The sequence below is a fragment of the Vibrio sp. R10-SG3-ISO10 genome (genome assembly GCF_059834185.1).
Genome location: NZ_JCBDHG010000007.1, coordinates 63437 through 86869, shown reverse-complemented (window position 1 = coordinate 86869; position 23433 = coordinate 63437). Strand labels below are relative to the sequence as shown.

Here is a 23433-nt window from a genome sequence, read left to right as displayed (position 1 = left end):
AATCAAAAGAAAAGGCTTGGCGAGTGCCAAGCCTTTTGCATTGCGATAGGAAAGTGGGGGCTAACCTACCTCAGAAAACGGGACCACTGTGGCAGGTTGCTTACTCTTTAGATAGTCACTTAGCGCCTGTTGCTCTTGGCTGTCTAGGTACAAGCCAAGTTTGGTACGACGCCACAATATATCCTCTTCGGTGACTGACATTTCATGTTCAATGAGATAGTCGATTTCACGTTGGAAAACACCTTGGGCTGCGTCCGAGAACTTAATCCCCAGCGCATCGATGTTTTCCATTCCTTCCAGTAGCTTCCATGTATAGGTGCCAAATTGCGTTACGTAGCGCAGCAATAATGCTTCGGGTAACCAAGGGTAAGCGTTGTGAAGCGTTGCGGCTAGCTGTTCACGTGAGCAACTGAAGTTACCGCCAGGAAGCGCATGGTTTGCTGTCCAAGGTGTACCCATATTAGGTAGGTAAGGCTTGAGTTTTTCTAACGCCGCTTCACCTAACTTACGGTAGGTAGTTAGCTTGCCACCAAATACGGAAAGCAGTGGTGCTTGGTCGTATTCCGCTTCCAGTTCAAGAGTATAGTCGCGCGTTATCGCTTGTGGTGAGTCTGATTCGTCATCACATAAAGGTCGCACGCCGCTGTATGTCCAAACCACGTCCTCACGTTTAAGTTGCTGGACGAAGTGTTGGTTGACGATGTCGATGAGGTAATCGACTTCATCATCAGAGATGGCAACTTCACGCGGGTCACCTTTGTATTCCACATCGGTGGTACCAATGATCGAGAACTTATCTAAATAAGGAATCATGAACACGATTCGGTGATCTTGGTTTTGAAGAATGTAAGCTTGAGGCTCATCATGAATACGAGGAACGACAATATGCGATCCTTTGATCAAGCGAATATTGCGAGGAGAAGCTTGCTCTAAACCATCATCAAAGAACTGTTTGACCCACGGCCCTGCCGCGTTGACTAAGGCTTTCGCCTTGCGTTCTATTGCTTGGCCTGTAAGTTCATCACGAATAGTCACGCTCCACAGTTCACCTTCACGTCGAGCGCTTTCTACACGGCTGTAGTTACGGATCTCTGCATTGTTCTCCTGAGCAGCAAGGACATTGAGCAGCACTAAGCGCGCGTCGTCTACCCAGCAGTCTGAATACTCAAAGCCTTTTTTCATTTCAGGCTTAAGTATGCCGGACTTGGCTAAATCAATCCCTTTACTTGCAGGTAGTGTGGTGCGTTTACCTAGGTTGTCGTAAAGGAATAGTCCACAACGGATCATCCAAGCTGGGCGGAGAAATGGTCGATGAGGTAAGCGAAAACGCATAGGTTGAGCAACATGGGGCGCTTTCTGGAGTAATACTTCACGTTCAGCGAGCGCTTCCGAAACTAAACGAAACTCATAATGCTCTAGATAGCGTAAGCCACCGTGGATCAGTTTAGAACTGGCCGACGAAGTGGCTGACGCGAAATCTTGTGCTTCGTATAGACCGACTGATAGTCCACGACCTGCCGCATCTGCAGCAATACCTGCGCCATTGATACCACCACCAATAACGATCAAATCTAAAACTTTTTGCGAATTAGCCGAATTCTGGTTGTTACTCATGAATATGACCTTGTGTTGAGCGAACGAGCATTTTTGAACATAATTGAATCCTAGCTCAGCTTTCGTTTTTGATCACTATTTATTTTCGTTTACGCTCGTTTGTGTGATTTATGCACAAAAAAACCTTTATCTCGCGATAAAGGTTTCAATAAGGTTAAATTCAAATGAAGAAATGTTGATTATTCTTCTTTGTTTACCACTTCTAAAGGAATGGAGTGTTCTTTAAGGATTGAAAGAATTTCTTTTGGTGGCTGCTTATCGGTAAACAGCATGTGGAGTTGAGAGATATTGCCTAGTTTGACCATTGCATTACGACCAAACTTGGAGTGATCAACGGCTAAGAACACACTACGGCTGTTCTCAATAATCGCTTGTTTCACTCTGACTTCATGGTAGTCAAAGTCGAGTAGAGAGCCATCAAAATCAATGCCACTAATCCCCAGAATACCGAAGTCTAGTCTGAACTGTTTGACGAAATCGAGTGTCGCTTCGCCGACAATACCGCCGTCTCGATTGCGCACCTCTCCGCCTGCGAGAATCACTTTAAATTCTGGATTCGGAAGCAAGATAGTCGCGACATTGATGTTATTGGTGACAACACGTAATTGCTTGTGATTTTTACTCAGTGCACGAGCGATGGCCTCTGGGGTGGTACCGATGTCGATAAATAGCGTCGCGCCATCTGGAATGTGTTTGACCACTTCGTCAGCGATCACATCCTTTTCATTGAAGTTCATGCTCTTACGATCGGTATAAGAGGTGTTTTCTGAACTTAATGGGATCGTAGCACCGCCGTGATATCGGCGAATTTTGTTTTCGTCCGCTAACTCATTCAGATCTCGTCTGATGGTTTGTGGACTGACATTAAACTTTTCAACTAACTCATCAGTACTCACATAGCCCTGCTTTTGTACAAGAGCAATGATTTGCTGATGTCTTGGTATTTGCTTCACTCGCCGCTCCCTGTGTTCGAGCTTAATTCGAAAATAATAACTCGCGCTATTGTGCGCGAATTCTTTCGTTCTGAGAAGAGAAGCGTGTACGGAATAGGGGACAAGGCGCAAAAAAGGGCGCCTCAATACCAAGCGGCACAAATATCTGGTCATTCTTGCTGGTTAAAATCGCTTATAGCGTCGTTATAGATTTTGTAGTTAGGTCAACTAGCTAGCTGCAATCTATGCCTTGCTCTAAGCGATTTTTCCTGCGCAACTTTCTGAACATCTATTTATCCCGATTGGTATAAGACGCCCCACTTTCGTTAATCGAATGCCAGGTTTAGGTACTAGTCTTCTTCATTATGCATTTCAGCCCATACCTGAGCACACTTCACGGCGCGCTTCCATCCTTTGTAGCGGCGATTGCGTTTCTCTTCGTCATGATGAGGCTCAAAGGTGCGATCGAGTTCGGCTTTGTTTTGCAGCTCATCAATGCTATTCCAATATCCAACAGCAAGGCCTGCAAGGTAAGCCGCTCCCAATGCGGTGACTTCGGTTACTTTAGGGCGGTGAACTTCAGTATCTAAAACATCTGATTGGAACTGCATAAGGAAATTATTGGCAACTGCACCGCCATCAACACGTAAGTTGGCCAGTTTAATGCCCGAGTCCGCCTGCATCGCATCAAGAACATCTCTGGTTTGATAGGCGATACCTTCTAGCGTCGCTCTTATGATGTGGTTAGAGCTGACACCACGAGTTAGACCAACAATAGTGCCACGCGCCCAAGCATCCCAATACGGAGCACCAAGGCCGGTAAAAGCAGGGACGACATACACCCCATTGGATGAGTCGACTTTGGTGGCGAAGTATTCAGAATCTTTTGCGTCAGCAAGCAGTTTCATCTCATCACGTAACCATTGGATAGAAGCGCCACCCATGAATACCGCGCCTTCTAGTGCATAAGCAGGCTCCCCTGAAGGTCCACAAGCCAATGTAGTGAGCAAACCATGGGTAGAGTTGACCTTCTCTTGTCCGGTGTTCATCAGTAGGAAACAACCTGTTCCATAGGTGTTTTTAGCTTGACCAGCTTCGACACACATTTGGCCGTAGAGTGCGGCTTGCTGGTCTCCAGCGATACCGGCAATAGGAATCCTTGTACCGCCTTTACCACCAATATTGGTTTGTCCATATATCTCAGAAGAGCGTTTAACCTCTGGCATCATTGAAGCCGGAATTCCTAGCTCATCAAGTAGCTTTTGATCCCAGCACAGGTCGTTGATGTTAAACAGCATTGTGCGAGATGCGTTGGTATAGTCAGTGACATGAACACGGCCTTGAGTCATTTTCCAAACTAACCAAGTATCAACGGTGCCGAACAAGAGCTTGCCCGCTTCGGCATCTTCTCTTGCTCCTTCAACGTTGTCGAGTATCCATTTTACTTTAGTTCCCGAGAAATAAGGATCGAGAACTAACCCCGTATTCTCTCTGACGTACTCTTCCAATCCTCGTTCTTTGAGCTGCTCACAAATTTCTGCAGTTCGGCGGCATTGCCATACGATCGCATTGTAAACAGGTTTTCCCGTCTCTTTATTCCAAACGATGGTGGTTTCACGTTGGTTAGTGATGCCAATACCTGCGAGCTGATCACTGCTTATGCCAGACTTAGCCAGAGTTTCAATCAAGGTTGAACTTTGGGTCGCCCAGATTTCGAGAGGGTCATGTTCCACCCATCCTGACTGAGGATAGATTTGTGTGAATTCACGTTGCGAGATACTAACGATGTTTGCATCGTGATCCAAAATCACCGCGCGTGAGCTTGTTGTGCCTTGGTCTAGGGCAACAATGTACTTTTGCTCAGTCATGGTAAGAGTCCTTTTGTTTCGTTATTACTATTTTAGCTAATCTTGGTCTGCTTATCTTTGCCGTGCGAGTCGAGACAGAGCGGTTTGAGCAGTAAAGATTGGTGTAGTTTCCCTGTTTATGCACATTAATTTTGCACATATCACGGCAATCGAAAACAAACGAGCATAAAAAATGAGCGTTTAAGCATGTAAATGTTAAGTAAACGCGCTTTGTTTGTTAATCATCTCTGTCTGTTTGCTATCTATGGGTAGTTGTCGAAAGCCCTAAAAAATCGATGTTAGCCCCTTAATGAGCGTGCCTTTCAGTCACTCTGTTATCGAGAGTATCACCGTTGTGAATAGCTTTATTTGAGATTTTGTACGGTAGGGGAGTTGGTGTTTTGTTAAATATGGTCATTCGAACAGTAACTAAATATGTGAAAAGTGGAAGCGCGCGCTAATTATTCTCTCTTAATACACTGTATTTACTCAGTTTTAATTCTTATGCAACATTTGTCACAGAAATAAATTGAATTTCTAATAGAATGCGCAGGCTTTCGAACGAAACTTTATTTTGCTCGTTCGAGTTTTTGAAGACCCTACTATCGCTCAAATTATAATGAGGCCCCTATGTTTGGAATATTTAAACCTAAGGCGCACATCGATCGCTTACCCACAGATAAGATTGATGGCGCTTATTCCCGTTTACGTTGGCAGCTCTTTATCGGCATCTTTGTCGGTTATGCAGGCTACTATCTAGTACGTAAAAACTTCAGTCTGGCTATGCCATACCTAATTGAACAAGGCTTTAGTCGTGGTGATCTTGGCGTTGCGCTTGCCGCGGTCTCTATTGCTTATGGTCTGTCCAAATTCTTAATGGGCAGTGTGTCGGATCGCTCTAACCCACGTTATTTCCTAAGTGGCGGTTTGTTGATGTCCGCCTTAGTGATGTTCTGTTTTGGCTTTATGCCTTGGGCTACTGGAAGCATCGCAGCCATGTTCATTCTGTTGTTCTTGAACGGCTGGTTTCAAGGAATGGGTTGGCCTGCCTGTGGACGAACTATGGTTCACTGGTGGTCGCGTAAGGAACGGGGTGAAATTGTTTCGGTTTGGAACGTGGCACACAACGTTGGCGGCGGCTTAATTGGTCCTCTGTTTATTCTCGGATTATGGGCATTCAACGATGATTGGCGAACTGCTTTCTATGTTCCCGCTTTCTTTGCCACTCTCGTTGCGATTTTTATCTGGTTTACTGTTCGAGATACACCTCAGTCTTGTGGCTTGCCTCCGATTGAAGAGTACAAAGAAGATTACCCAGATGACTACGACAAGTCACATGAGAAAGAGATGACCGCAAAAGAGATCTTCTTTAAATATGTTTTCTCTAACAAGCTGTTGTGGTCGATTGCGATTGCGAATGCGTTTGTCTACCTGATTCGTTACGGAGTATTGGACTGGGCACCTGTGTACCTCAAAGAAGCGAAAGATTTTTCAGTCGACAAATCCTCATGGGCTTACTTCTTATATGAGTGGGCGGGGATCCCTGGCACTCTGCTTTGTGGTTGGATTTCCGATAAGTTGTTTAAAGGTCGTCGAGCGCCTGCAGGTATCTTGTTTATGGTTCTCGTTACCGTCGCAGTTCTGGTTTACTGGTTTAACCCAGCCGGTAACCCTACGGTTGATATGATGGCTCTAGTAGCGATCGGCTTCTTAATTTACGGTCCAGTAATGTTAATCGGTCTCTATGCATTAGAACTGGCACCGAAGAAGGCGGCGGGAACAGCAGCAGGACTGACGGGCTTGTTTGGTTACTTAGGTGGCGCTGTGGCAGCGAATGCGATTCTCGGCTATACGGTTGACCACTTTGGCTGGGATGGCGGATTCATCATCTTGGTTGGTTCTTGTATTACATCTATCGTTTGTTTGACCTATGCCTTCTTAGGTGAACGCGCACACCACGAACAAAAAGCACGCGAGAAAGAAGCGCTAGCCTGATCGCAGGTTGTTGCTTCTTAAGTAAAAACTATAAAAACAACGTCAGTGACTATAAAGCTTACTATTACTAATAGATAGGCGAAAAAATCCCCCAGCAGGCATCTGCTGGGGGATTTTATTATTAACAAGCGCTAACTTTGTCTACAGTGCTATTAGTTGTTGCTGTGAAGCTCAGAGTTCAGTTCTACAGCCGTCTTGTTAGCAAGACATTCAATTTGGCCTGTTACTGAGTTACGACGGAAGAGTAGGTCAGATACGCCAGCAAGATCACGAGCTTTAACCACTTCTACTTCATTGCCATCTGAATCAAGCATACGCACTTTAGAGCCCGCAGTTACATAAAGGCCAGATTCAACAGTACAACGATCGCCTAGTGGGAAACCAAGACCTGCGTTAGCACCAAGCAGTGAATTTTCACCGATAGATACGACAACAGTACCACCGCCAGATAGCGTACCCATGATAGATGCACCGCCACCGATATCTGAACCGTCACCAACAACCACGCCAGCAGAAATACGGCCTTCAACCATGCTTACACCTGTTGTGCCCGCATTAAAGTTAATGAAGCCTTCGTGCATAACCGTAGTGCCTTCGCCCACGTGCGCACCAAGACGTACGCGAGATGTGTCAGCGATACGAACGCCTGCAGGAACCACGTAATCAACCATCTTAGGAAACTTATCGACACAATCTACAGATAGTGCGCGACCTGCTAGACGAGCTTCAATTTGACGCTCAGCCAGTTCTGGTAGATCGATAGGACCTTCGTTAGTCCAAGCAATGTTGTGCAATAGACCGAAGATACCATCAAGCACAGTACCGTGAGGTTGAACTAGGCGGTTAGAGATCAGTTGTAGCTTAAGGAAGCCTTCTGCTACTGACGCTGGTTTCTCGTCCGATGCTAGAACAACCAGTACTAGTGGCTGAGAAGATTCCGCTGCTTTTGCCGCGAATGATGCGTTTGCTGCGTCGCCATTTGCTTCAAATGCGCCAACAAGCTCAGCACTTTGAGCCGCAGAGATTTCGATAGCTTGGTTACCTTGCTCATAACCTGCCACTTTTGCTACCGCTTCAACTAGAGCATCAGCTGGGTTAAGAACTGGGTTTGGGAAAAATGCTTCGATGATTTTTCCATCACGGTTTTTGGTTGCCGTACCAAAGGCTAGAGAAAAGTAAGCCATGTTTCATCTCCATGTAGATATCGTTTCGACAGGGCGTTGTTGCTCTGTCTTAAATTAAGTTAGATTCATCATAAAGAGACGATTTAAGAGTTTAAAGACCTGAAATGGAGAAAGTCTGTAAGCCGATATTTTTTGTCTCTTTAGCGATATGTTGTCTTTTTGCCTATATTGGCGATTTTGCTACCCGCAATAAAAAGAGCCCGAAGCAGTGCTTCGGGCTCTTTAGTAAGACTTTACTTATAACTGATTGGCGCTGCGCTTTTTGCGCTTATTACTGTTTATATAGCTTTATACTACCAACCGTTCATACCCGTGAGCTTGGGTATGTGAAGCAAGTAATTACTTGCTTAGGTCTTCTGCGTGCTCAGATAGGAACGCTGCAACACCTTTTGGAGATGCGTCCATACCTGCTTTACCTTCTTCCCACTGTGCAGGACATACTTCACCGTTCTTCTGGTGGAAGTTTAGAGCGTCAACCATGCGTAGCATTTCGTCGATGTTACGGCCTAGTGGTAGGTCGTTAACTACTTGGTGACGTACAACGCCTTCTTCGTCGATTAGGAAAGAACCACGGAAAGCTACGCCTGCTTCTGGGTGCTCAACGTCGTATGCTTTACAGATTTCGTGCTTAACGTCAGCAACTAGTGGGTACTTAACTTGACCGATACCGCCATCTTCGATAGCAGTGTTACGCCATGCGTTGTGAGAGAACTGAGAATCGATAGAAACACCGATTACTTCAACACCTTTAGCTTGGAAATCAGCTAGGCGGTTGTCGAAAGCGATTAGCTCAGATGGGCAAACGAAAGTGAAATCTAGTGGGTAGAAGAAAACAACGGCTTTCTTACCTTTAGTGAACTCTGCAAAGTTGAAGTTATCAACGATTTCACCGTTACCTAGAACAGCTGCAGCAGTAAAATCTGGGGCTTGACGACCTACTAGTACCATTTTTTTGCTCCTAAAATATATGGTTAGTTCCAAACCAAGATAAGTGTTTTTGGTTTGGTCCGTGTTTGTACGCGACAAACTATAGTACACATTGTAGTATGTAAAAAAGCGAATTAAATAGATTAAGTTAATCGAAAAAAGCGATAAATTAGTTTTTATTAACTTGGTCAATATCTAGTCAGAAGTAATAAACAAATCTATGAATAAGTGGCCTAGCCTCAAGCAGTTACACTATCTAATCACTTTGTATGAAACACGTCATTTTAGCGATGCTGCTGAAAAGTGTTTTGTTAGCCAGTCAACCTTAAGTAAAGGTATCCAAAATCTCGAAGAGCTGATTGGTTGTCCTCTCTATGAAAAGAAAGATAAGAAGAGCCCACTGGTTTTTACTCAGGCAGGAGAACTCGTTGTCCAGCAAGGGCGAGAGCTACTGGCTAAAGGGCAAGACTTAGTTGAACTCGGGCGTCTGTGCCAAGGGGATGAAATGGAAGGTCAACTTCGAGTTGGCTGTATTCCAACGATTGCTCCTTTCTTATTGTGCGATTTAGTTCAGGAAGTGAACCAGCGCTTCCCGCAACTCAACCTTCTATTAAGAGAAGACACCACCACTAATTTATTAGATGCGCTTCGTCACGGTGAGCTTGATGTGCTGATTTTGGCCTTACCGGTCGAGATTGCCGGAATGGACAGCCGAATTGTCGGAAATGACCCTTTCCGGATGATCATCAGTCAAAACCAAGCCGATGCGATCCAGACACCGATTAAATATGCTGACTTGCCAAATGAGTTCGTCTTTCTATTAGAGAAAGAGCACTGTTTAACCGAGCATGCGGTATCGGCTTGTCAGTTAACCGATAAAGAAAAGATCAATCCGTTTTCTGCCACTAGCTTGCACACGCTAGTTCAAATGGTGGCAAACGGCATGGGCACGACGTTTATTCCGCAAATGGCGATTGATCATGGCTTGATTGAAAACCAGAATTTGGTCGTCGTCGACGCGCCTGGGCAACAGGCTCATCGCCATATCGGGCTCGTATGGCGACCAAGTTCGTCACGTGTGAATACTTTTAATCAATTAGCAGATGTCGTGTCAGAGCTACTTTAGCGATAAGTAGTAGCCATTAACTCTCAATATTCCGTAAAAAGCGCACTAGTTTTAGTGCGCTTTTTAGCATTTTATTCTGTTGGTGAACTTTAACTTGTAAAATTTCACAAAGAAATCTTGATGAAGCTTTCATTAAATTGTGAAATTTCACACTGTGAATTTTACAACTGGTCAAATTTCCTCTGTTTGATCTCTTCGTTGCATATCCTCTAAAAGCCCAGTTATCGCTAGGTTTCCTTTCTATTACTAATAATCAAACGTCCGTTTGAAACGGTTTTACAGGTGTAATTTTACTGTAATTAAATTACGTAACTACTTACATTTTGGTGATCGAAATCAATAGCTTGGAGCTGACCGAATAAAACTTTGAATTTAACGATTTGTTTACTTTAGGACTTTTACTCTAACGGATGTTGGTATAGTTTAAATGCAGGTCTTGTAAGACTTATGTCTAGATTGAAAAGCAAGTTAGGCTCAGTCAATCTAACAACCAACGAAACAAAAAAATCAATCAAGTGATGGTCAATGTGGATGTTTGATTGTTGTTTGATAGTTACAAATGTAACTTTATATAGACCAAGCAATACCCGAGTGACAGAAACAGATTAAAGGTGAGTGAACAGCACCCAGTTTCAACACTCTGGATAGTTAAGGAAGAAATTATGCTTGCCAACACACCAGATAGAGAAAAAACAACAGTAGAAGCCCAAGAAACCCTACTAACCGAAGGCATGCTTGATGTCACTGGTACCCTTTCACCAGAGCATCAGGCGATTTTCCCTGTTGAAGCCCAAACCTTTTTGTCTCTGCTGTGTGACAAGTTTGCTGGCCGAGTTGATGAGCTACTGGCTACTCGTGAAGAGAAGCAAGCGCGCATTGACGCTGGCGAATTGCCGGATTTCCTTGAAGATACGCTAGATATCAGAGAAGGAAGCTGGAAGATCCAAGGGATTCCAAAAGATCTGCAAGATCGCCGTGTTGAAATCACAGGTCCAACTGACCGCAAAATGGTGATTAATGCACTGAATGCTAACGTAAAAGTGTTCATGGCAGATTTTGAAGACTCTTTGGCTCCCGCTTGGGATAAGGTACTTGATGGTCAAATTAACCTGCGCGATGCGGTAAATGGCGACATCAGTTACACCAATCCGGTTAATGGTAAGCACTATGAGCTGGAACAAGATCCAGCCGTTTTAATCTGCCGTGTACGTGGTCTACATCTAAAAGAAAAACACGTGACATTTAACGGTCAGATTATCCCGGGGGCGCTGTTTGACTTTGCGCTTTACTTTTACAACAACTACACCAGCTTGTTGAAAAAAGGCAGCGGCCCATATTTTTATCTTCCTAAGTTGCAGTCTCATCACGAAGCGAAATGGTGGAGCGACGTATTCCACTTTACTGAGGACTACTTTGGTTTAGACACTGGCACTATCAAAGCAACGGTATTGATAGAAACGCTCCCTGCGGTATTTGAGATGGATGAAATTTTGTTCTCTCTTAAAGAGCATATCGTAGGTCTAAACTGTGGCCGCTGGGACTACATCTTTAGCTACATTAAAACCCTAAAAAGACACCCCGATCGCGTGCTGCCGGATCGTCAGGTGGTGACCATGGACAAGCCGTTCCTAAATGCATACTCGCGTTTACTTGTTCGAACGTGTCACAAGCGTGGTGCTTTCGCTATGGGAGGGATGGCCGCCTTTATCCCAGCGAAAGACCCACAAACCAATCAGCAAGTGCTCGATAAGGTTTATAACGATAAGTCACTGGAAGCGAGCAATGGCCATGATGGCACTTGGGTTGCGCACCCGGGCCTTGCCGACACAGCGCTGGTGGTGTTTGACCAAGCTCTAGGAGAGCGTACTAACCAGCTCAATGTCTCTCGAAACCAAGATGCCCCCGTTACGGCAGAAGATCTGCTGGCACCGTGTGACGGAGCGATTACTGAGCAAGGCATGCGTCACAATATCCGTGTTGCGCTGCAATACATTGAAGCTTGGATATCTGGTAACGGCTGTGTGCCTATCTATGGCTTGATGGAAGATGCCGCGACAGCAGAAATCTCTCGCGCTTCTATCTGGCAATGGATTCAACACGGTAAATCACTTGATAACGGGCAAACCGTGACCAAACCACTATTCGAGCAGTACCTAACAGAAGAGATAGAAGTGGTGAAAAGTGAGATTGGCCAAGAGCGTTATGACTCAGGTCGATTTGAACAAGCCGCCGAGCTAATGGCTAAGCTTACCACCAGTGATGAACTGACCAATTTCTTAACCGTCCCAGGATATGACTTCTTGGACTAAGTAAACCAATAACAACTCAACAATAACGTGAATGTTCTAAGGCAGAGATGGATGTACTGCCAAGGATAAAAGAAACATAGCGCCCATTTACCCATATAAGAAGCGCTCATCAAAAGAGGGATAGACCGATGACTAACTTAACTCGCCGCCAACAAATCGAAGCTTTGGAAAAAGACTGGGCTACTAATCCACGCTGGAAAAATGTTAAACGCCCTTACACAGCTGAAGAAGTCGTAGAACTACGTGGTTCAATGGTGCCTGCCAACACTATCGCTCAACGTGGTGCAGACAAGCTATGGTCACTGGTCAACGGTGACGCGAAAAAAGGTTACGTAAACTGTTTAGGTGCTCTAACCGGTGGTCAAGCGGTGCAGCAAGCAAAAGCGGGTATCGAGGCAATTTATCTATCAGGTTGGCAGGTAGCGGCAGATAACAACACTGCATCTACCATGTACCCTGACCAATCTCTATACCCAGTGGATTCTGTCCCTTCAGTGGTTAAGCGTATTAACAACTCATTCCGTCGCGCTGACCAAATCCAATGGTCTAACGGTAAATCGCCAGCGGATGAAGGGGGTATTGACTACTTCCTACCAATCGTAGCGGATGCAGAAGCAGGCTTTGGTGGTGTACTTAACGCATACGAGCTGATGAAGTCGATGATCGATGCGGGCGCGGCAGGCGTACACTTTGAAGATCAGCTAGCATCAGTGAAAAAATGTGGCCATATGGGTGGTAAAGTTCTTGTACCAACTCAAGAAGCGGTACAAAAACTAGTAGCAGCGCGTCTAGCGGCAGACGTATCAGGCACAACAACACTCGTGATTGCGCGTACAGATGCGAACGCTGCAGACCTAATCACTTCAGACTGCGATCCATACGATGCAGATTTCATTCAAGGTGAGCGTACTCAAGAAGGTTTCTACCGAGTTCGTGCAGGTATTGACCAAGCAATCGCTCGCGGCCTAGCTTACGCACCATACGCAGACCTTATCTGGTGTGAAACGGCAACACCTTGTCTGGAAGAAGCACGTAAGTTTGCCGAAGCGATTCATGCTGAATACCCTGATCAGCTATTGGCATACAACTGTTCTCCTTCATTTAACTGGGAGAAGAACCTAGATGCTGAAACCATCGCGAAGTTCCAACAAGAGCTGTCAGATATGGGCTACAAGTACCAGTTCATTACGCTAGCGGGTATCCACAACATGTGGTTCAACATGTTTGAACTAGCGCACGACTACGCGCAAGGTGAAGGTATGCGCCACTACGTTGAGAAAGTACAGCGTCCTGAGTTCCAAGCGGCTGAAAAAGGTTACACCTTCGTAGCTCACCAACAAGAAGTAGGTACAGGTTACTTTGATAAGATGACCAACACCATTCAAGGTGGTAACTCTTCAGTGACGGCTCTGACAGGTTCTACCGAAGAAGACCAATTTTAATCCCTAGCCACTATTCCTAACTAGCGAGTTAAAAATGCAGGCTTTAACTCGCTAAATTTGGGAATTGGTATTCTGTTAAGCATAAACTTTGACATGCTTTGAGCGGTGCAGACCGCTCTTTTTTTATTCTACTTCTTCTGGTTCAACTTCTTCTTGAAGCTCAAGTAAGTTGATAGCGATAGCAACAAAATCGCTGTCAGTGATAATTCCGACTAAGTGGCCTTTTTCTACTACGGGTAAGCAGCCTACCTTATGTTTCTGCATGTAGATCGCACTCTCTTTTAATCCTGCTTGTGGAGAAACGGTCATGACACCCGTTTTCATGACTTCATATAGCGGTGTATCGAGAGTGAAAGATTGATTTTCTGGAATTTTTTGCAAGCTCGATTCTTGAGCGGCCAATACGTCACGTTGAGAAACCACGCCAAGCAAACACTTGTTCGCGTCGACGATAGGAACATGGCGAATATCTAGTGCTTCCATGGTGTGTTTTGCATCGGCAAGGTTATGTGAGCGTAGCAAGGTATGCGGATTACGCGTCATCATGTCTTCGATTTTAATCATGGCTGCCTCCTGAGTTATTGTTGTTTATAACTAAGTAACCTTTGCTTTGGCAGTACCTCTAATCTTTGTCATCTACCCACTGTCGATATCGACGAAAGCTACTTAGGTATACCTTTAATATAGTAACTTTTGCGACTGGATATTGAGAGCTAGTTGGGTTTTTATTCCGATTTTTAGAAAAAGCTGTAGCGAAATATGAACAGCTTCCAGCAACGGCTCAGAAGCATTGCCTACAAAGCGTTTTCATTCGCACGAAATTCGAATCTGATTACAATAATTCACATCTCTTTCCTTGCTATTGCGCGTGCGCAGAATATACTAGTCGGCTGCGAAAAACTCGTCGTCTGTTTGTGACAGAATCAGTTCGACTTCCATCACGACAAGATAAACCACGACAAAAGATTTAGTAACATGCAAGTATCTGATTTCCACTTTGACTTACCTGATGAGCTGATTGCTCGTTACCCTCAGCCTGAACGTACTGCTAGCCGTCTGCTTCAACTTGATGGAAATAGCGGTGAGCTTAATGATGGCACCTTCACCGACGTACTGGATCAAGTACAAGCGGGTGACCTAGTGGTTTTCAATAACACGCGCGTGATTCCAGCACGACTGTTTGGTCGTAAAGAATCCGGCGGTAAGCTTGAGGTGCTTGTTGAGCGAGTGCTGGATGAAAAGAGCATTCTGGCCCACGTGCGCTGTTCTAAATCTCCTAAGCCGGGTTCAACCATTTTTATTGGTGAGAACGACGAGTATTCGGCACAAATGGTGGCACGCCATGATGCACTGTTTGAACTGAAATTTAATTCTGACCAGAACGTGTTGACGGTATTGGAAGAGATTGGTCATATGCCTCTTCCACCATATATTGACCGCCCTGACGAAGATTCAGATAAAGAGCGTTACCAAACGGTTTACAATGAAAAACCGGGTGCTGTTGCGGCGCCAACAGCAGGTTTGCACTTTGATGAGCCTTTAATCGAAAAAATCAAAGCAAAAGGTGCAGAGCTCGCTTACGTGACACTTCACGTTGGCGCGGGTACGTTCCAGCCAGTAAAAGTCGATAACATCAACGATCACCATATGCATGCGGAATATGTTGAAGTACCGCAACAGGTGGTAGAGGCGATCAACGCTGCCAAAGCGCGTGGCGGTCGCATCATCGCGGTAGGCACCACATCCGTTCGCTCGCTAGAAAGTGCTGCGCAAGATGCAATCAAGAAAGGCACTGAGCTCGTTCCTTTCTTTGATGACACTGAAATCTTTATCTATCCAGGTTATGAGTACCAGTTAGTCGATTGTTTAATCACTAACTTCCACTTGCCAGAGTCGACACTGATTATGTTGGTGAGTGCATTTGCTGGTTATGAAAATACGATGAACGCTTATAAACATGCTGTAGAGAATAACTACCGTTTCTTCTCATATGGCGATTCAATGTTCATCAAGAAAAAAACTGACTAGCTGTATCTTACGCTTCAATAGCAGCGTCAAAAGTGCTCACTTACATCCGTAAGCTCCGCGCTTTTTTCTTGCTCTTAAAGCGTAATATTTTGCTAGTAAGCTTTTTTATAATTTATTGTTTACGAGTGCTAGCAGTAGGCTAGGACGCATACCAAAAAATTGGTTTGTATCTCGCATGGAAAGCGACCGCTCCTCATAGAGCTTAAAGCTCTGAACTTAATGTCAGACTGTTTCTCTGACAACCGGAGGCTTCGTGAAGTTAAAATTCGATCTTAAGAAAAAAGACGGTGTTGCACGTCGTGGTCAACTGACCTTCGAACGTGGCACAGTTCAAACCCCTGCATTTATGCCAGTAGGTACGTACGGTACTGTGAAAGGCATGACGCCAGAAGAAGTAAAAGGCACGGGTGCTGAAATTCTTCTTGGTAACACTTTCCACCTATGGTTACGCCCGGGTCAAGAAGTGATGAAAATGCACGGTGACCTGCACGATTTTATGAACTGGCACGGTCCTATTCTTACCGATTCAGGCGGTTTCCAGGTATTCAGTCTAGGTAAAATGCGTACCATCACAGAGCAAGGCGTACATTTCCGTAACCCTGTAAACGGTGACAAGATTTTCATGGACGCTGAAAAGTCGATGGAAATCCAAAAAGACCTAGGTTCAGACATCGTGATGATTTTCGACGAGTGTACGCCATACCCAGCGACACACGAAGAAGCGAAAAAATCGATGGAGATGTCACTGCGTTGGGCACAACGTTCACGCGACCACTTCGATAAGCTAGAAAACCCGAACAACCTATTTGGTATCGTTCAGGGCGGTGTTTATGAAGACTTGCGTGATGTATCGGTTAAAGGTCTAACGGATATCGGTTTTGACGGTTATGCGGTTGGCGGCCTTGCAGTCGGTGAGCCTAAAGAAGACATGCACCGCATTCTTGAGCACACTTGTCCACAACTTCCGGAAGACAAACCTCGTTACCTAATGGGTGTTGGCAAACCAGAAGATTTAGTAGAAGGTGTACGTCGCGGTATCGACATGTTTGACTGTGTAATGCCAACGCGTAACGCACGTAACGGCCACCTATTTGTGACTGGTGGTGTGATCAAGATCCGTAATGCGAAACATAAAACAGATACAACGCCATTAGATCCACACTGTGACTGTTACACTTGTCAGAACTACAGCAAGTCGTACCTTCACCACTTAGAGCGTTGTAACGAAATTTTAGGTGCTCGCCTAAACACGATTCACAACCTGCGCTACTACCAGCGTCTAATGGAAAGTATTCGTAAAGCGATTGATGAAGATCGTTTCGATGAGTTTGTTACTGAGTTCTATGAGCGTCGTGGTCGTGAAGTACCACCACTAGCAAAAGAGCAGTAATTGACCGATTTAAAAAATTAAAGCCTTTGGCATTGTGCCAGAGGCTTTTGCTAATAAAGTAGGCGAACGCAGGTTATTTTTGAGAGAGCGATCTCTATTAGTCACTCTCAGACTTGAAACTAAAATGCGAAAGCCCAACTTGGATATTAATAAAAAATAATAGAGGACTTTTTAATGTTTATTTCTCAAGCTCACGCAGCAGCAGAAGGCGCTCCAGCAGGCGGCGGTTTTGAAATGCTAATCATGCTAGGTATGTTCGCGGTGATCTTCTACTTCATGATCTACCGTCCACAAGCTAAGCGTGTAAAAGAGCACAAGAGCCTAATGTCTTCGATGGGCAAAGGTGATGAAGTTCTAACAAGCGGTGGTCTAGTAGGTAAAATTACTAAAATCGCAGAAGACAACGACTACATCTCTATCGAGCTGAACACAAATAACGAAGTTGTGATCAAGAAAGATTTCGTTACTGCAGTGCTACCAAAAGGTACGCTTAAGTCTCTATAAAACAGCTAGAGGATCCTCGCTGTGCTAAACCGCTATCCTATGTGGAAGTACCTAATGGTGGTGTTTGCCATCGCCATTGCTGCATTGTATGCACTTCCAAATATCTACGGTGAAGATCCGGCTATTCAAGTTACAGGGGCGCGTGGCGCCTCTGTAGATATGTCAACGCTGGATTCTGTCACTAAAGCTCTTGATGAACAGGGCTTATCTCATAAATCCATTGCTCTCGAAAATGGATCTATTCTCGTACGTTTTAACGACACTGACACGCAAATCAGTGCTCGCGATATTATCAACGAAGCGCTTGGCAGCGATAAAATTGTTGCTCTTAACCTTGCTCCTGCAACACCAGACTGGCTAGAGTCTATTGGTGCTGCACCAATGAAGCTTGGTCTTGACCTGCGTGGTGGTGTTCACTTCTTGATGGAAGTGGATATGGACGCTGCAATGGAAAAGCTAGTTGGTCAGCAAGAAGAAGCTTTCCGCAGCGAACTTCGTGAAGAGAAAATTCGTTACCGTGCTATTCGCCCTTCAGGTAAAGATGCCGTTGAAGTACTGCTTCGTAACGAAGAACAGTTAGCGGATGCTGAGCGCATTCTAAAGCAAAACCACCCAGATATGATCTTCACTGAATCAGACTCTGATGGCCGCTACGCGTTAACCGCAACCTTTACTGAGCAACGCCTAACTGAAATTCGTAACTACGCTGTTGAGCAGAACATCACCATCCTACGTAATCGTGTAAACGAACTAGGTGTTGCTGAGCCGCTTGTACAACGCCAAGGCGCAAGCCGCATTGTTGTTGAGCTTCCGGGTGTGCAAGACACTGCGCGCGCTAAAGAAATTCTTGGTGCGACAGCGACGCTTGAGTTCCGTGAAGTGGATTCGAAAGCGGATCTAGCAGCTGCAGCAAATGGCCGTGCGCCAGCAGGCAGTGAGATCAAGCAAGACCGTGATGGTCGCCCAGTTGTGCTTAAAAAGCGCGTCATTCTAGGTGGTTCAAGCATTACGGATGCAAGCTCAAGTGTTGATGAATATGGTCGTCCGCAAGTTAACATCTCGCTAGATAGCGAAGGTGGTAACAAGATGTCTGCGTTCTCGAAAAAGAACATTGGTAAGCTAATGGCTACCGTGTTTGCAGAGTACAAAGATAGCGGCCGTAAAACGCCTGATGGTCGAGTGATTCTGACTAAGCATGAAGAAGTGATCAACCAAGCAACGATTCAATCTGCTCTTGGTCGTAACTTCCGTATCACAGGTATTGATTCAGCTTCAGAAGCACATAACCTCGCGCTTCTACTACGCGCAGGTGCTCTGATTGCACCTATCTCTATCGTTGAAGAGCGTACTATTGGTCCTTCTATGGGTCAGCAGAACATCGATATGGGTATTCAAGCGTGTATCTTTGGTCTGGTTGCGGTGATGCTTTTCTGTCTAGTTTACTACCGTAAGTTTGGTATTTTTGCTAACTGTGCCTTGATTGCCAACATCGTACTTATCATCGGTATCATGTCGATGATCCCTGGTGCGACGATGACGCTACCCGGTATTGCCGGTATCGTTCTAACGGTGGGTATGGCGGTTGATGCCAACGTACTTATCTTTGAGCGTATTCGTGAAGAGCTGCGTGAAGGTCGTAATCCTCAACAAGCGATTCACCAAGGTTACGCGAATGCGTTTAGTACCATTGCTGATGCGAACATCACTACGCTTATCACTGCGATTATTCTATTTGCAGTGGGTACAGGTGCGATTAAAGGCTTCGCAGTGACGCTATCTATCGGTATCTTGACCTCAATGTTTACAGCCATTATTGGTACACGTTGTATCGTGAACCTATTGTACGGCGGTAAACGAATCAACAAATTGTCGATCTAGGGAAGTATTATGTTTCAGTTATTGAAAACAGACAAAACGATCGACTTTATGCGTTGGTCAAAGCTGGCATTTGTTTTCTCAATCCTAATGATTGGTGCGTCAATCTTTACTCTATCGACTAAATGGTTGAACTGGGGTCTAGACTTTACTGGCGGTACCTTGATCGAAGTCGGTTTTGAGCAACCAGCTAACCTTGAAGATATTCGTAGTGCTTTAGAAGCGAAAGGCTTCGGTGATGCGACAGTACAGAACTTTGGTAGTGCTCGTGACGTTATGGTGCGTCTGCGTCCACGTGAAGATGTTGCCGGTGAAACACTGGGCAACCAGATCCTAGATGCTATCAAAGATGGTACAGGTGAAAGCGTTGAGATGCGTCGTATTGAGTTCGTTGGTCCGAACGTCGGTGATGAGCTAACAGAAGCGGGTGGTCTTGCGATCCTTGTTTCTCTTATCTGTATCTTGATCTACGTATCGGTGCGATTTGAGTGGCGTTTGGCAGCGGGTGCGGTAATGGCTCTGACTCATGACGTTATCATTACGCTAGGAATCTTCTCACTGCTACAAATCGAAGTTGACCTGACGATCGTCGCGGCGCTATTAACCGTTGTTGGTTACTCGCTCAACGATACCATCGTTGTATTCGACCGCATCCGTGAAAACTTCCGTAAGATGCGTAAAGGCGAGCCTGCTGAGATCATGAACAACTCAATTACACAAACATTGAGTCGTACATTGATTACTTCGGGTACAACCTTGTTCGTAGTTATCGCTCTGTTTACCCAGGGTGGTGCTATGATTCACGGCTTCGCGACCGCACTTCTATTGGGTATTACGGTAGGTACTTACTCATCAATCTACGTGGCTTCGGCGCTAGCATTGAAACTGGGTATTACCAAAGAACACCTAATGCCACCTCAAGTAGAAAAAGAAGGTGCAGAGTTCGACGAGATGCCATAAGGCACATCAAACTCGCTATACGAAAGCCGCTGAATCTCAGCGGCTTTATTGTTTTAATACAAACCAGAATAACTATCTGATCACCTCTTTCATCCGATTGGTATAAGGAAAACCAATGAACCGTTGTTTTGCTTTTTTAATCTCTGCGCTGCTGAGTTCAACACTATGGGCGAACACCTTAGTCATATCAGAGGATACGGGCGATGAGTTGAAAGCGACGATTCAATCATCGTGGATGCACTGTGAGGAGCAACGTTGGTGTGCTGATGAGGTGTATTACTATCGAGAGAGCTTTATTGCCGAAGCGCAAGTTACCGAGCAGAGCTTTACTGTGGAGTTGTTTGCTGAATACTCACCTCACTTACTTTCTCAATTACAACTGCACCTGCGCCAAGATGGCTTTGAACTGCTTAGAGTAAAGATTGAAGGCGTAGAGTTTGATGTTGCCTCAGCGGTAAAAGAGTCGTCGCTTGCTGAAGCGGACAAGGCTCTAATTCTGTTTCTTAATCGCTACCCCTCTAGCGCTGAACGAACACTTGATTGGCAAAGTCGAGTTTGGCATACCCAGCTAAAAAGTGACGGTGAGTTAGTCTCGTTGACACTTACTCAGCGTCGCATTCAACCAAGTGAAAACTGATTTGCAAAGCTGGAGTTGTCTTAACAACCGTTTTCTTATCGGTACTTCATTAACAGTGCTTTACGTACCTTAGGTTGGTCCATATTCGCTTGAGTGGCGAAGATACTATCTGTCGGAATGTTTTTAGGAAAAGGATTACCGAGAAAAGTCTGATACAAAGCGTAAACACCTCGATAGCCCATCTCATAGGGTTGTTGTATTACGAGTCCATAAATTCGACCATCCGATAGGGCCTCTACAAGAATTTTGTTTGAGTCGAAGCCAATGTGAACTAAATCTGTCGGTGTTTTGAGTGATCCTAAAGCGATTAATACAGCGACAGTTGTAGATTCATTCGGTGTGAAGATACCATCAAGTTGTTGGATTTTGCCGGCAAGGATTTCTTTGGCATTTTTGCGCGCGTCACCAATCTTTAGTCCTAAGTAACGGTCTTCAACAATCATTAACCCAGACGATGTCGCGCCATCTTCAAAGCCTTGCTCACGGTCGTCTGTTGATACCACGCCTTTTTCCATTCTTAACAGAGCGACCTTGCCTTGATTGCCAAGTCTTTTTGCCATTTTTTTCCCGGCTAGAAAACCGGCGTGGTAGTTATCCGTTGCTATAACACTAATGACATCTGAAACCCCTGCATCTCTGTCTATATAGACGGTTGGAATGTTGAGTTGTTTGAGCCGTGCAACGTCGTCGGCTCTGTCTGCAGAGTTGGGAGCGAGCAATAGACCGATACATCTATTTTTTACCACTTGGTCAATGATCATACGCTGAGCATCAATGTCGGACTCGTCCTTTGGACCGCGAAAATAAATGGCTAACCCTAGCTCTTGCGCTGCTTTTTCACTGCCTGCTTTGACTGACATCCAAAAGTCATGAACTGAGCCAGCAGGAACCACACCAATACAATCTTGAGATGAGCTATGAGAACTGAAACTGAAACTGATCAAGCACAGTACCATTAATCGACGTAATCCTCTGACCATCAAGAAATTCTCCCTTAAAAACTGAAGACACGGTGTTTTCTATCTTCTATCAGTAAGCATAGTGCTAATGGACAACTAAGTAGTAATTGCACTATTGAAGAGAAATACGAGACTGAAACATAGGGTGATCATTTAGAGAGACATTAATGAATAACTTGTTATGATGAATAAAAATAAAATAATAGGAAGCAAGTAATGCCACATTTACGTTTTAGAGCAGTAGAGCCGCAAACGGTCCAGACACTATCAAAATCGCTGATCGATGAGCTACAGCCACATATGGACTGTCCGCGTGAGGATTTTACTTTTGAGTACATCTACAGCACTTTTTATCATGAAGGTGAAGTCAACCAAGCGTATCCGTTTGTCGAAGTATTGTGGTTCAACCGTGGGCAAGAGACACAAGATGAAGTGGCTAAGATCATTACGCATCAAGTACGTGGCATGATCGGTGAAGATGTCGATGTCGCGGTAATCTTCACAGCACTGGATGCAAGTGGCTACTATGATAATGGTCAGCACTATTAAAAGAGCATAAATGAGTGAGGTAAGGATGAGAAACACAATCGCGATGACGATAGCGGCGTTCTTATCCTTACTAGGCTTGATCCCAGCGACCGCTCATGCGACTCCCTGGGAGCAGATTCAAACCCCTTCACAGCAAGCTCCTCAAGCCATTGGCAGCTATGCTAACGGCTGTTTAGCGGGTGCTGCGGCTTTACCGCTCGAAGGGAAGGGCTACCAAGTTATCCGCAGCCAAAGAGCGCGCTACTATGGTCACCCTAATGCAGTGAGTTTCATTCAGAGACTGGCTAGCCTGACCAAAGATAAGCTCAATACCAGGCTACTGATTGGTGATATGTCTTTGCCACAAGGTGGGCGTTTTTCTAGCGGTCATTCTAGTCATCAAACTGGCCTTGATATTGATATTTGGCTGCGCTTGGCTGACTCTCCGCTGTCGCCAACAGATCTAGAACAGCCAACGCCTGTTAGTGTGGTGAATCTAAAACAGTATCAATTGTTAAAGAAAAGCTGGGACAGTCGCCATTTTCAGCTGATCAAAATGGCGGCCAGTGATGAACAGGTAGCACGGATATTTGTTCACCCTGTGATTAAAGAAAAGTTGTGTTCTAGTGAAGGTGAAAGTGATAGAGAGTGGCTGCGTAAGGTTCGCCCTTGGTGGGGGCATCACTATCATATGCACGTACGATTGCAGTGCCCCGAAGGAAGTGCCAATTGTAAGCCTCAAGCTTCGCCGCCCTTTGGGGATGGGTGTGGTGCTGAGTTAGCGAGTTGGAAACCTCAACCTAAACCCGCCGTTCCCAAAGTTTCGAATAGCAAACCGAAAAAGAAACCAGCTAAAGTGATGCACCAACAATGTCAGCAACTACTCAACAAAAACGCCGCTCGATGAGCGGCGTTTTCAATTAAGCTAAACCTTGAATAATGACGAACTTTTCGAGCAGTTCTTCATCGGTTTCAACGTGGTTTGGATCTGTGATGATGCATTTAGTTATTGGACACACAGACTGACATGTTGGCTTTTCATAGTGACCTTTACACTCAGTGCAGAGATCTGGATCGATCTCAAAGATAGTATCACCCATAGTAATTGCGCCGTTTGGGCACTCTGGGTCACACATATCGCAGTTGATGCACTTGTCGGTAATCAGTAACGCCATT

Annotated in this window: 20 protein-coding genes; 12 read left to right on the top strand and 8 right to left on the bottom strand. The window is 45.1% G+C overall.

The window, feature by feature from the left end:
* Positions 1–60: 60 nt before the first annotated feature.
* The 3 genes from glpD to glpK all read right to left on the bottom strand — a co-directional run bounded on the left by glpD (position 61) and on the right by glpK (position 4414).
* A complete protein-coding gene (gene glpD / locus AC6R16_RS04155) occupies positions 61–1614 on the bottom strand; it encodes a glycerol-3-phosphate dehydrogenase (RefSeq protein WP_500673693.1) in 1554 nt (517 codons plus the stop codon).
* Positions 1615–1793: 179 nt separating this feature from the next.
* Entirely contained in the window at positions 1794–2567 is a 774-nt protein-coding gene (locus AC6R16_RS04150; protein ID WP_171322168.1) for a DeoR/GlpR family transcriptional regulator, read from the bottom strand.
* Positions 2568–2896: 329 nt separating this feature from the next.
* Positions 2897–4414 (bottom strand): glycerol kinase GlpK, encoded by a 1518-nt coding sequence (gene glpK, locus AC6R16_RS04145; RefSeq protein ID WP_500673692.1) that lies wholly within the window; start codon positions 4412–4414, stop codon positions 2897–2899.
* Between the two features lie 609 nt (positions 4415–5023).
* On the opposite strand from glpK, the gene glpT reads away from it, so the two are divergent.
* Positions 5024–6388 (top strand): glycerol-3-phosphate transporter, encoded by a 1365-nt coding sequence (gene glpT, locus AC6R16_RS04140; RefSeq protein WP_171322171.1) that lies wholly within the window; start codon positions 5024–5026, stop codon positions 6386–6388.
* A 152-nt stretch (positions 6389–6540) separates the two neighbouring features.
* Here the strand turns inward: glpT and dapD are convergent, their stop codons facing one another.
* Positions 6541–7572 (bottom strand): 2,3,4,5-tetrahydropyridine-2,6-dicarboxylate N-succinyltransferase, encoded by a 1032-nt coding sequence (gene dapD, locus AC6R16_RS04135; protein ID WP_500673691.1) that lies wholly within the window; start codon positions 7570–7572, stop codon positions 6541–6543.
* Between the two features lie 339 nt (positions 7573–7911).
* A complete protein-coding gene (locus AC6R16_RS04130; RefSeq protein WP_019274128.1) occupies positions 7912–8520 on the bottom strand; it encodes a peroxiredoxin in 609 nt (202 codons plus the stop codon).
* Between the two features lie 199 nt (positions 8521–8719).
* Between AC6R16_RS04130 and AC6R16_RS04125 the strand changes: the two genes are divergently transcribed.
* From AC6R16_RS04125 to aceA, 3 genes are all read left to right on the top strand, one after another.
* The gene (locus AC6R16_RS04125) at positions 8720–9625 is read left to right on the top strand and encodes a hydrogen peroxide-inducible genes activator (protein WP_500673690.1); all 906 of its coding nucleotides are present in this window, start codon (positions 8720–8722) and stop codon (positions 9623–9625) included.
* A 662-nt stretch (positions 9626–10287) separates the two neighbouring features.
* Positions 10288–11934, top strand: a complete 1647-nt coding sequence (gene aceB / locus AC6R16_RS04120; RefSeq protein ID WP_500673689.1) for a malate synthase A — start codon at positions 10288–10290, stop codon at positions 11932–11934.
* A 128-nt stretch (positions 11935–12062) separates the two neighbouring features.
* The gene (gene aceA / locus AC6R16_RS04115) at positions 12063–13376 is read left to right on the top strand and encodes an isocitrate lyase (protein WP_494505763.1); all 1314 of its coding nucleotides are present in this window, start codon (positions 12063–12065) and stop codon (positions 13374–13376) included.
* A 123-nt stretch (positions 13377–13499) separates the two neighbouring features.
* On the opposite strand, the gene AC6R16_RS04110 is transcribed toward aceA, so the two are convergent.
* Positions 13500–13940, bottom strand: a complete 441-nt coding sequence (locus AC6R16_RS04110) for a CBS domain-containing protein (RefSeq protein WP_004747910.1) — start codon at positions 13938–13940, stop codon at positions 13500–13502.
* A 411-nt stretch (positions 13941–14351) separates the two neighbouring features.
* On the opposite strand from AC6R16_RS04110, the gene queA reads away from it, so the two are divergent.
* The 6 genes from queA to AC6R16_RS04080 all read left to right on the top strand — a co-directional run bounded on the left by queA (position 14352) and on the right by AC6R16_RS04080 (position 20770).
* The gene (gene queA, locus AC6R16_RS04105; RefSeq protein ID WP_500673688.1) at positions 14352–15404 is read left to right on the top strand and encodes a tRNA preQ1(34) S-adenosylmethionine ribosyltransferase-isomerase QueA; all 1053 of its coding nucleotides are present in this window, start codon (positions 14352–14354) and stop codon (positions 15402–15404) included.
* A 253-nt stretch (positions 15405–15657) separates the two neighbouring features.
* Positions 15658–16794, top strand: a complete 1137-nt coding sequence (tgt, locus tag AC6R16_RS04100; RefSeq protein ID WP_500639419.1) for a tRNA guanosine(34) transglycosylase Tgt — start codon at positions 15658–15660, stop codon at positions 16792–16794.
* Positions 16795–16968: 174 nt separating this feature from the next.
* Positions 16969–17298 carry a preprotein translocase subunit YajC gene (gene yajC / locus AC6R16_RS04095; protein WP_004747918.1) on the top strand — a complete coding sequence of 110 codons (330 nt, stop codon included), beginning with the start codon at positions 16969–16971 and terminating at the stop codon, positions 17296–17298.
* Positions 17299–17319: 21 nt separating this feature from the next.
* Positions 17320–19176, top strand: coding sequence for a protein translocase subunit SecD (gene secD, locus AC6R16_RS04090; protein WP_004747919.1), 1857 nt, complete (start codon positions 17320–17322; stop codon positions 19174–19176).
* A 9-nt stretch (positions 19177–19185) separates the two neighbouring features.
* Positions 19186–20133 (top strand): protein translocase subunit SecF, encoded by a 948-nt coding sequence (secF, locus tag AC6R16_RS04085; RefSeq protein ID WP_171322180.1) that lies wholly within the window; start codon positions 19186–19188, stop codon positions 20131–20133.
* 115 nt (positions 20134–20248) lie between these two features.
* On the top strand, positions 20249–20770 hold the full coding sequence (locus tag AC6R16_RS04080) for a hypothetical protein (protein WP_500673687.1): 522 nt from the start codon (positions 20249–20251) through the stop codon (positions 20768–20770).
* Between the two features lie 35 nt (positions 20771–20805).
* On the opposite strand, the gene AC6R16_RS04075 is transcribed toward AC6R16_RS04080, so the two are convergent.
* Positions 20806–21750, bottom strand: coding sequence for an ABC transporter substrate-binding protein (locus AC6R16_RS04075; protein ID WP_500673686.1), 945 nt, complete (start codon positions 21748–21750; stop codon positions 20806–20808).
* A 195-nt stretch (positions 21751–21945) separates the two neighbouring features.
* Here AC6R16_RS04075 and AC6R16_RS04070 point away from each other — a divergent pair, with 195 nt between their 5' ends.
* On the top strand, positions 21946–22278 hold the full coding sequence (locus AC6R16_RS04070) for a DUF1904 domain-containing protein (protein WP_171382638.1): 333 nt from the start codon (positions 21946–21948) through the stop codon (positions 22276–22278).
* Between the two features lie 25 nt (positions 22279–22303).
* Positions 22304–23164 (top strand): penicillin-insensitive murein endopeptidase, encoded by an 861-nt coding sequence (mepA, locus tag AC6R16_RS04065; protein WP_500673685.1) that lies wholly within the window; start codon positions 22304–22306, stop codon positions 23162–23164.
* A gap of 13 nt (positions 23165–23177) precedes the next feature.
* Here the strand turns inward: mepA and AC6R16_RS04060 are convergent, their stop codons facing one another.
* Entirely contained in the window at positions 23178–23432 is a 255-nt protein-coding gene (locus tag AC6R16_RS04060) for a YfhL family 4Fe-4S dicluster ferredoxin (protein WP_004747928.1), read from the bottom strand.
* Position 23433: the final 1 nt, after the last annotated feature.

What these genes read in the sequence shown, in the direction of transcription:
- glpD (WP_500673693.1), bottom strand. Translation starts at nt 1,614, where the DNA reads ATGAGTAACAACCAGAATTCGGCTAATTCGCAAAAAGTTTTAGATTTG.
- glpK (WP_500673692.1), bottom strand. Translation starts at nt 4,414, where the DNA reads ATGACTGAGCAAAAGTACATTGTTGCCCTAGACCAAGGCACAACAAGC.
- glpT (WP_171322171.1), top strand. Translation starts at nt 5,024, where the DNA reads ATGTTTGGAATATTTAAACCTAAGGCGCACATCGATCGCTTACCCACA.
- dapD (WP_500673691.1), bottom strand. Translation starts at nt 7,572, where the DNA reads ATGGCTTACTTTTCTCTAGCCTTTGGTACGGCAACCAAAAACCGTGAT.
- AC6R16_RS04130 (WP_019274128.1), bottom strand. Translation starts at nt 8,520, where the DNA reads ATGGTACTAGTAGGTCGTCAAGCCCCAGATTTTACTGCTGCAGCTGTT.
- AC6R16_RS04125 (WP_500673690.1), top strand. Translation starts at nt 8,720, where the DNA reads ATGAATAAGTGGCCTAGCCTCAAGCAGTTACACTATCTAATCACTTTG.
- aceB (WP_500673689.1), top strand. Translation starts at nt 10,288, where the DNA reads ATGCTTGCCAACACACCAGATAGAGAAAAAACAACAGTAGAAGCCCAA.
- aceA (WP_494505763.1), top strand. Translation starts at nt 12,063, where the DNA reads ATGACTAACTTAACTCGCCGCCAACAAATCGAAGCTTTGGAAAAAGAC.
- AC6R16_RS04110 (WP_004747910.1), bottom strand. Translation starts at nt 13,940, where the DNA reads ATGATTAAAATCGAAGACATGATGACGCGTAATCCGCATACCTTGCTA.
- queA (WP_500673688.1), top strand. Translation starts at nt 14,352, where the DNA reads ATGCAAGTATCTGATTTCCACTTTGACTTACCTGATGAGCTGATTGCT.
- yajC (WP_004747918.1), top strand. Translation starts at nt 16,969, where the DNA reads ATGTTTATTTCTCAAGCTCACGCAGCAGCAGAAGGCGCTCCAGCAGGC.
- secF (WP_171322180.1), top strand. Translation starts at nt 19,186, where the DNA reads ATGTTTCAGTTATTGAAAACAGACAAAACGATCGACTTTATGCGTTGG.
- AC6R16_RS04080 (WP_500673687.1), top strand. Translation starts at nt 20,249, where the DNA reads ATGAACCGTTGTTTTGCTTTTTTAATCTCTGCGCTGCTGAGTTCAACA.
- AC6R16_RS04075 (WP_500673686.1), bottom strand. Translation starts at nt 21,750, where the DNA reads ATGGTCAGAGGATTACGTCGATTAATGGTACTGTGCTTGATCAGTTTC.
- AC6R16_RS04070 (WP_171382638.1), top strand. Translation starts at nt 21,946, where the DNA reads ATGCCACATTTACGTTTTAGAGCAGTAGAGCCGCAAACGGTCCAGACA.
- mepA (WP_500673685.1), top strand. Translation starts at nt 22,304, where the DNA reads ATGAGAAACACAATCGCGATGACGATAGCGGCGTTCTTATCCTTACTA.
- AC6R16_RS04060 (WP_004747928.1), bottom strand. Translation starts at nt 23,432, where the DNA reads ATGGCGTTACTGATTACCGACAAGTGCATCAACTGCGATATGTGTGAC.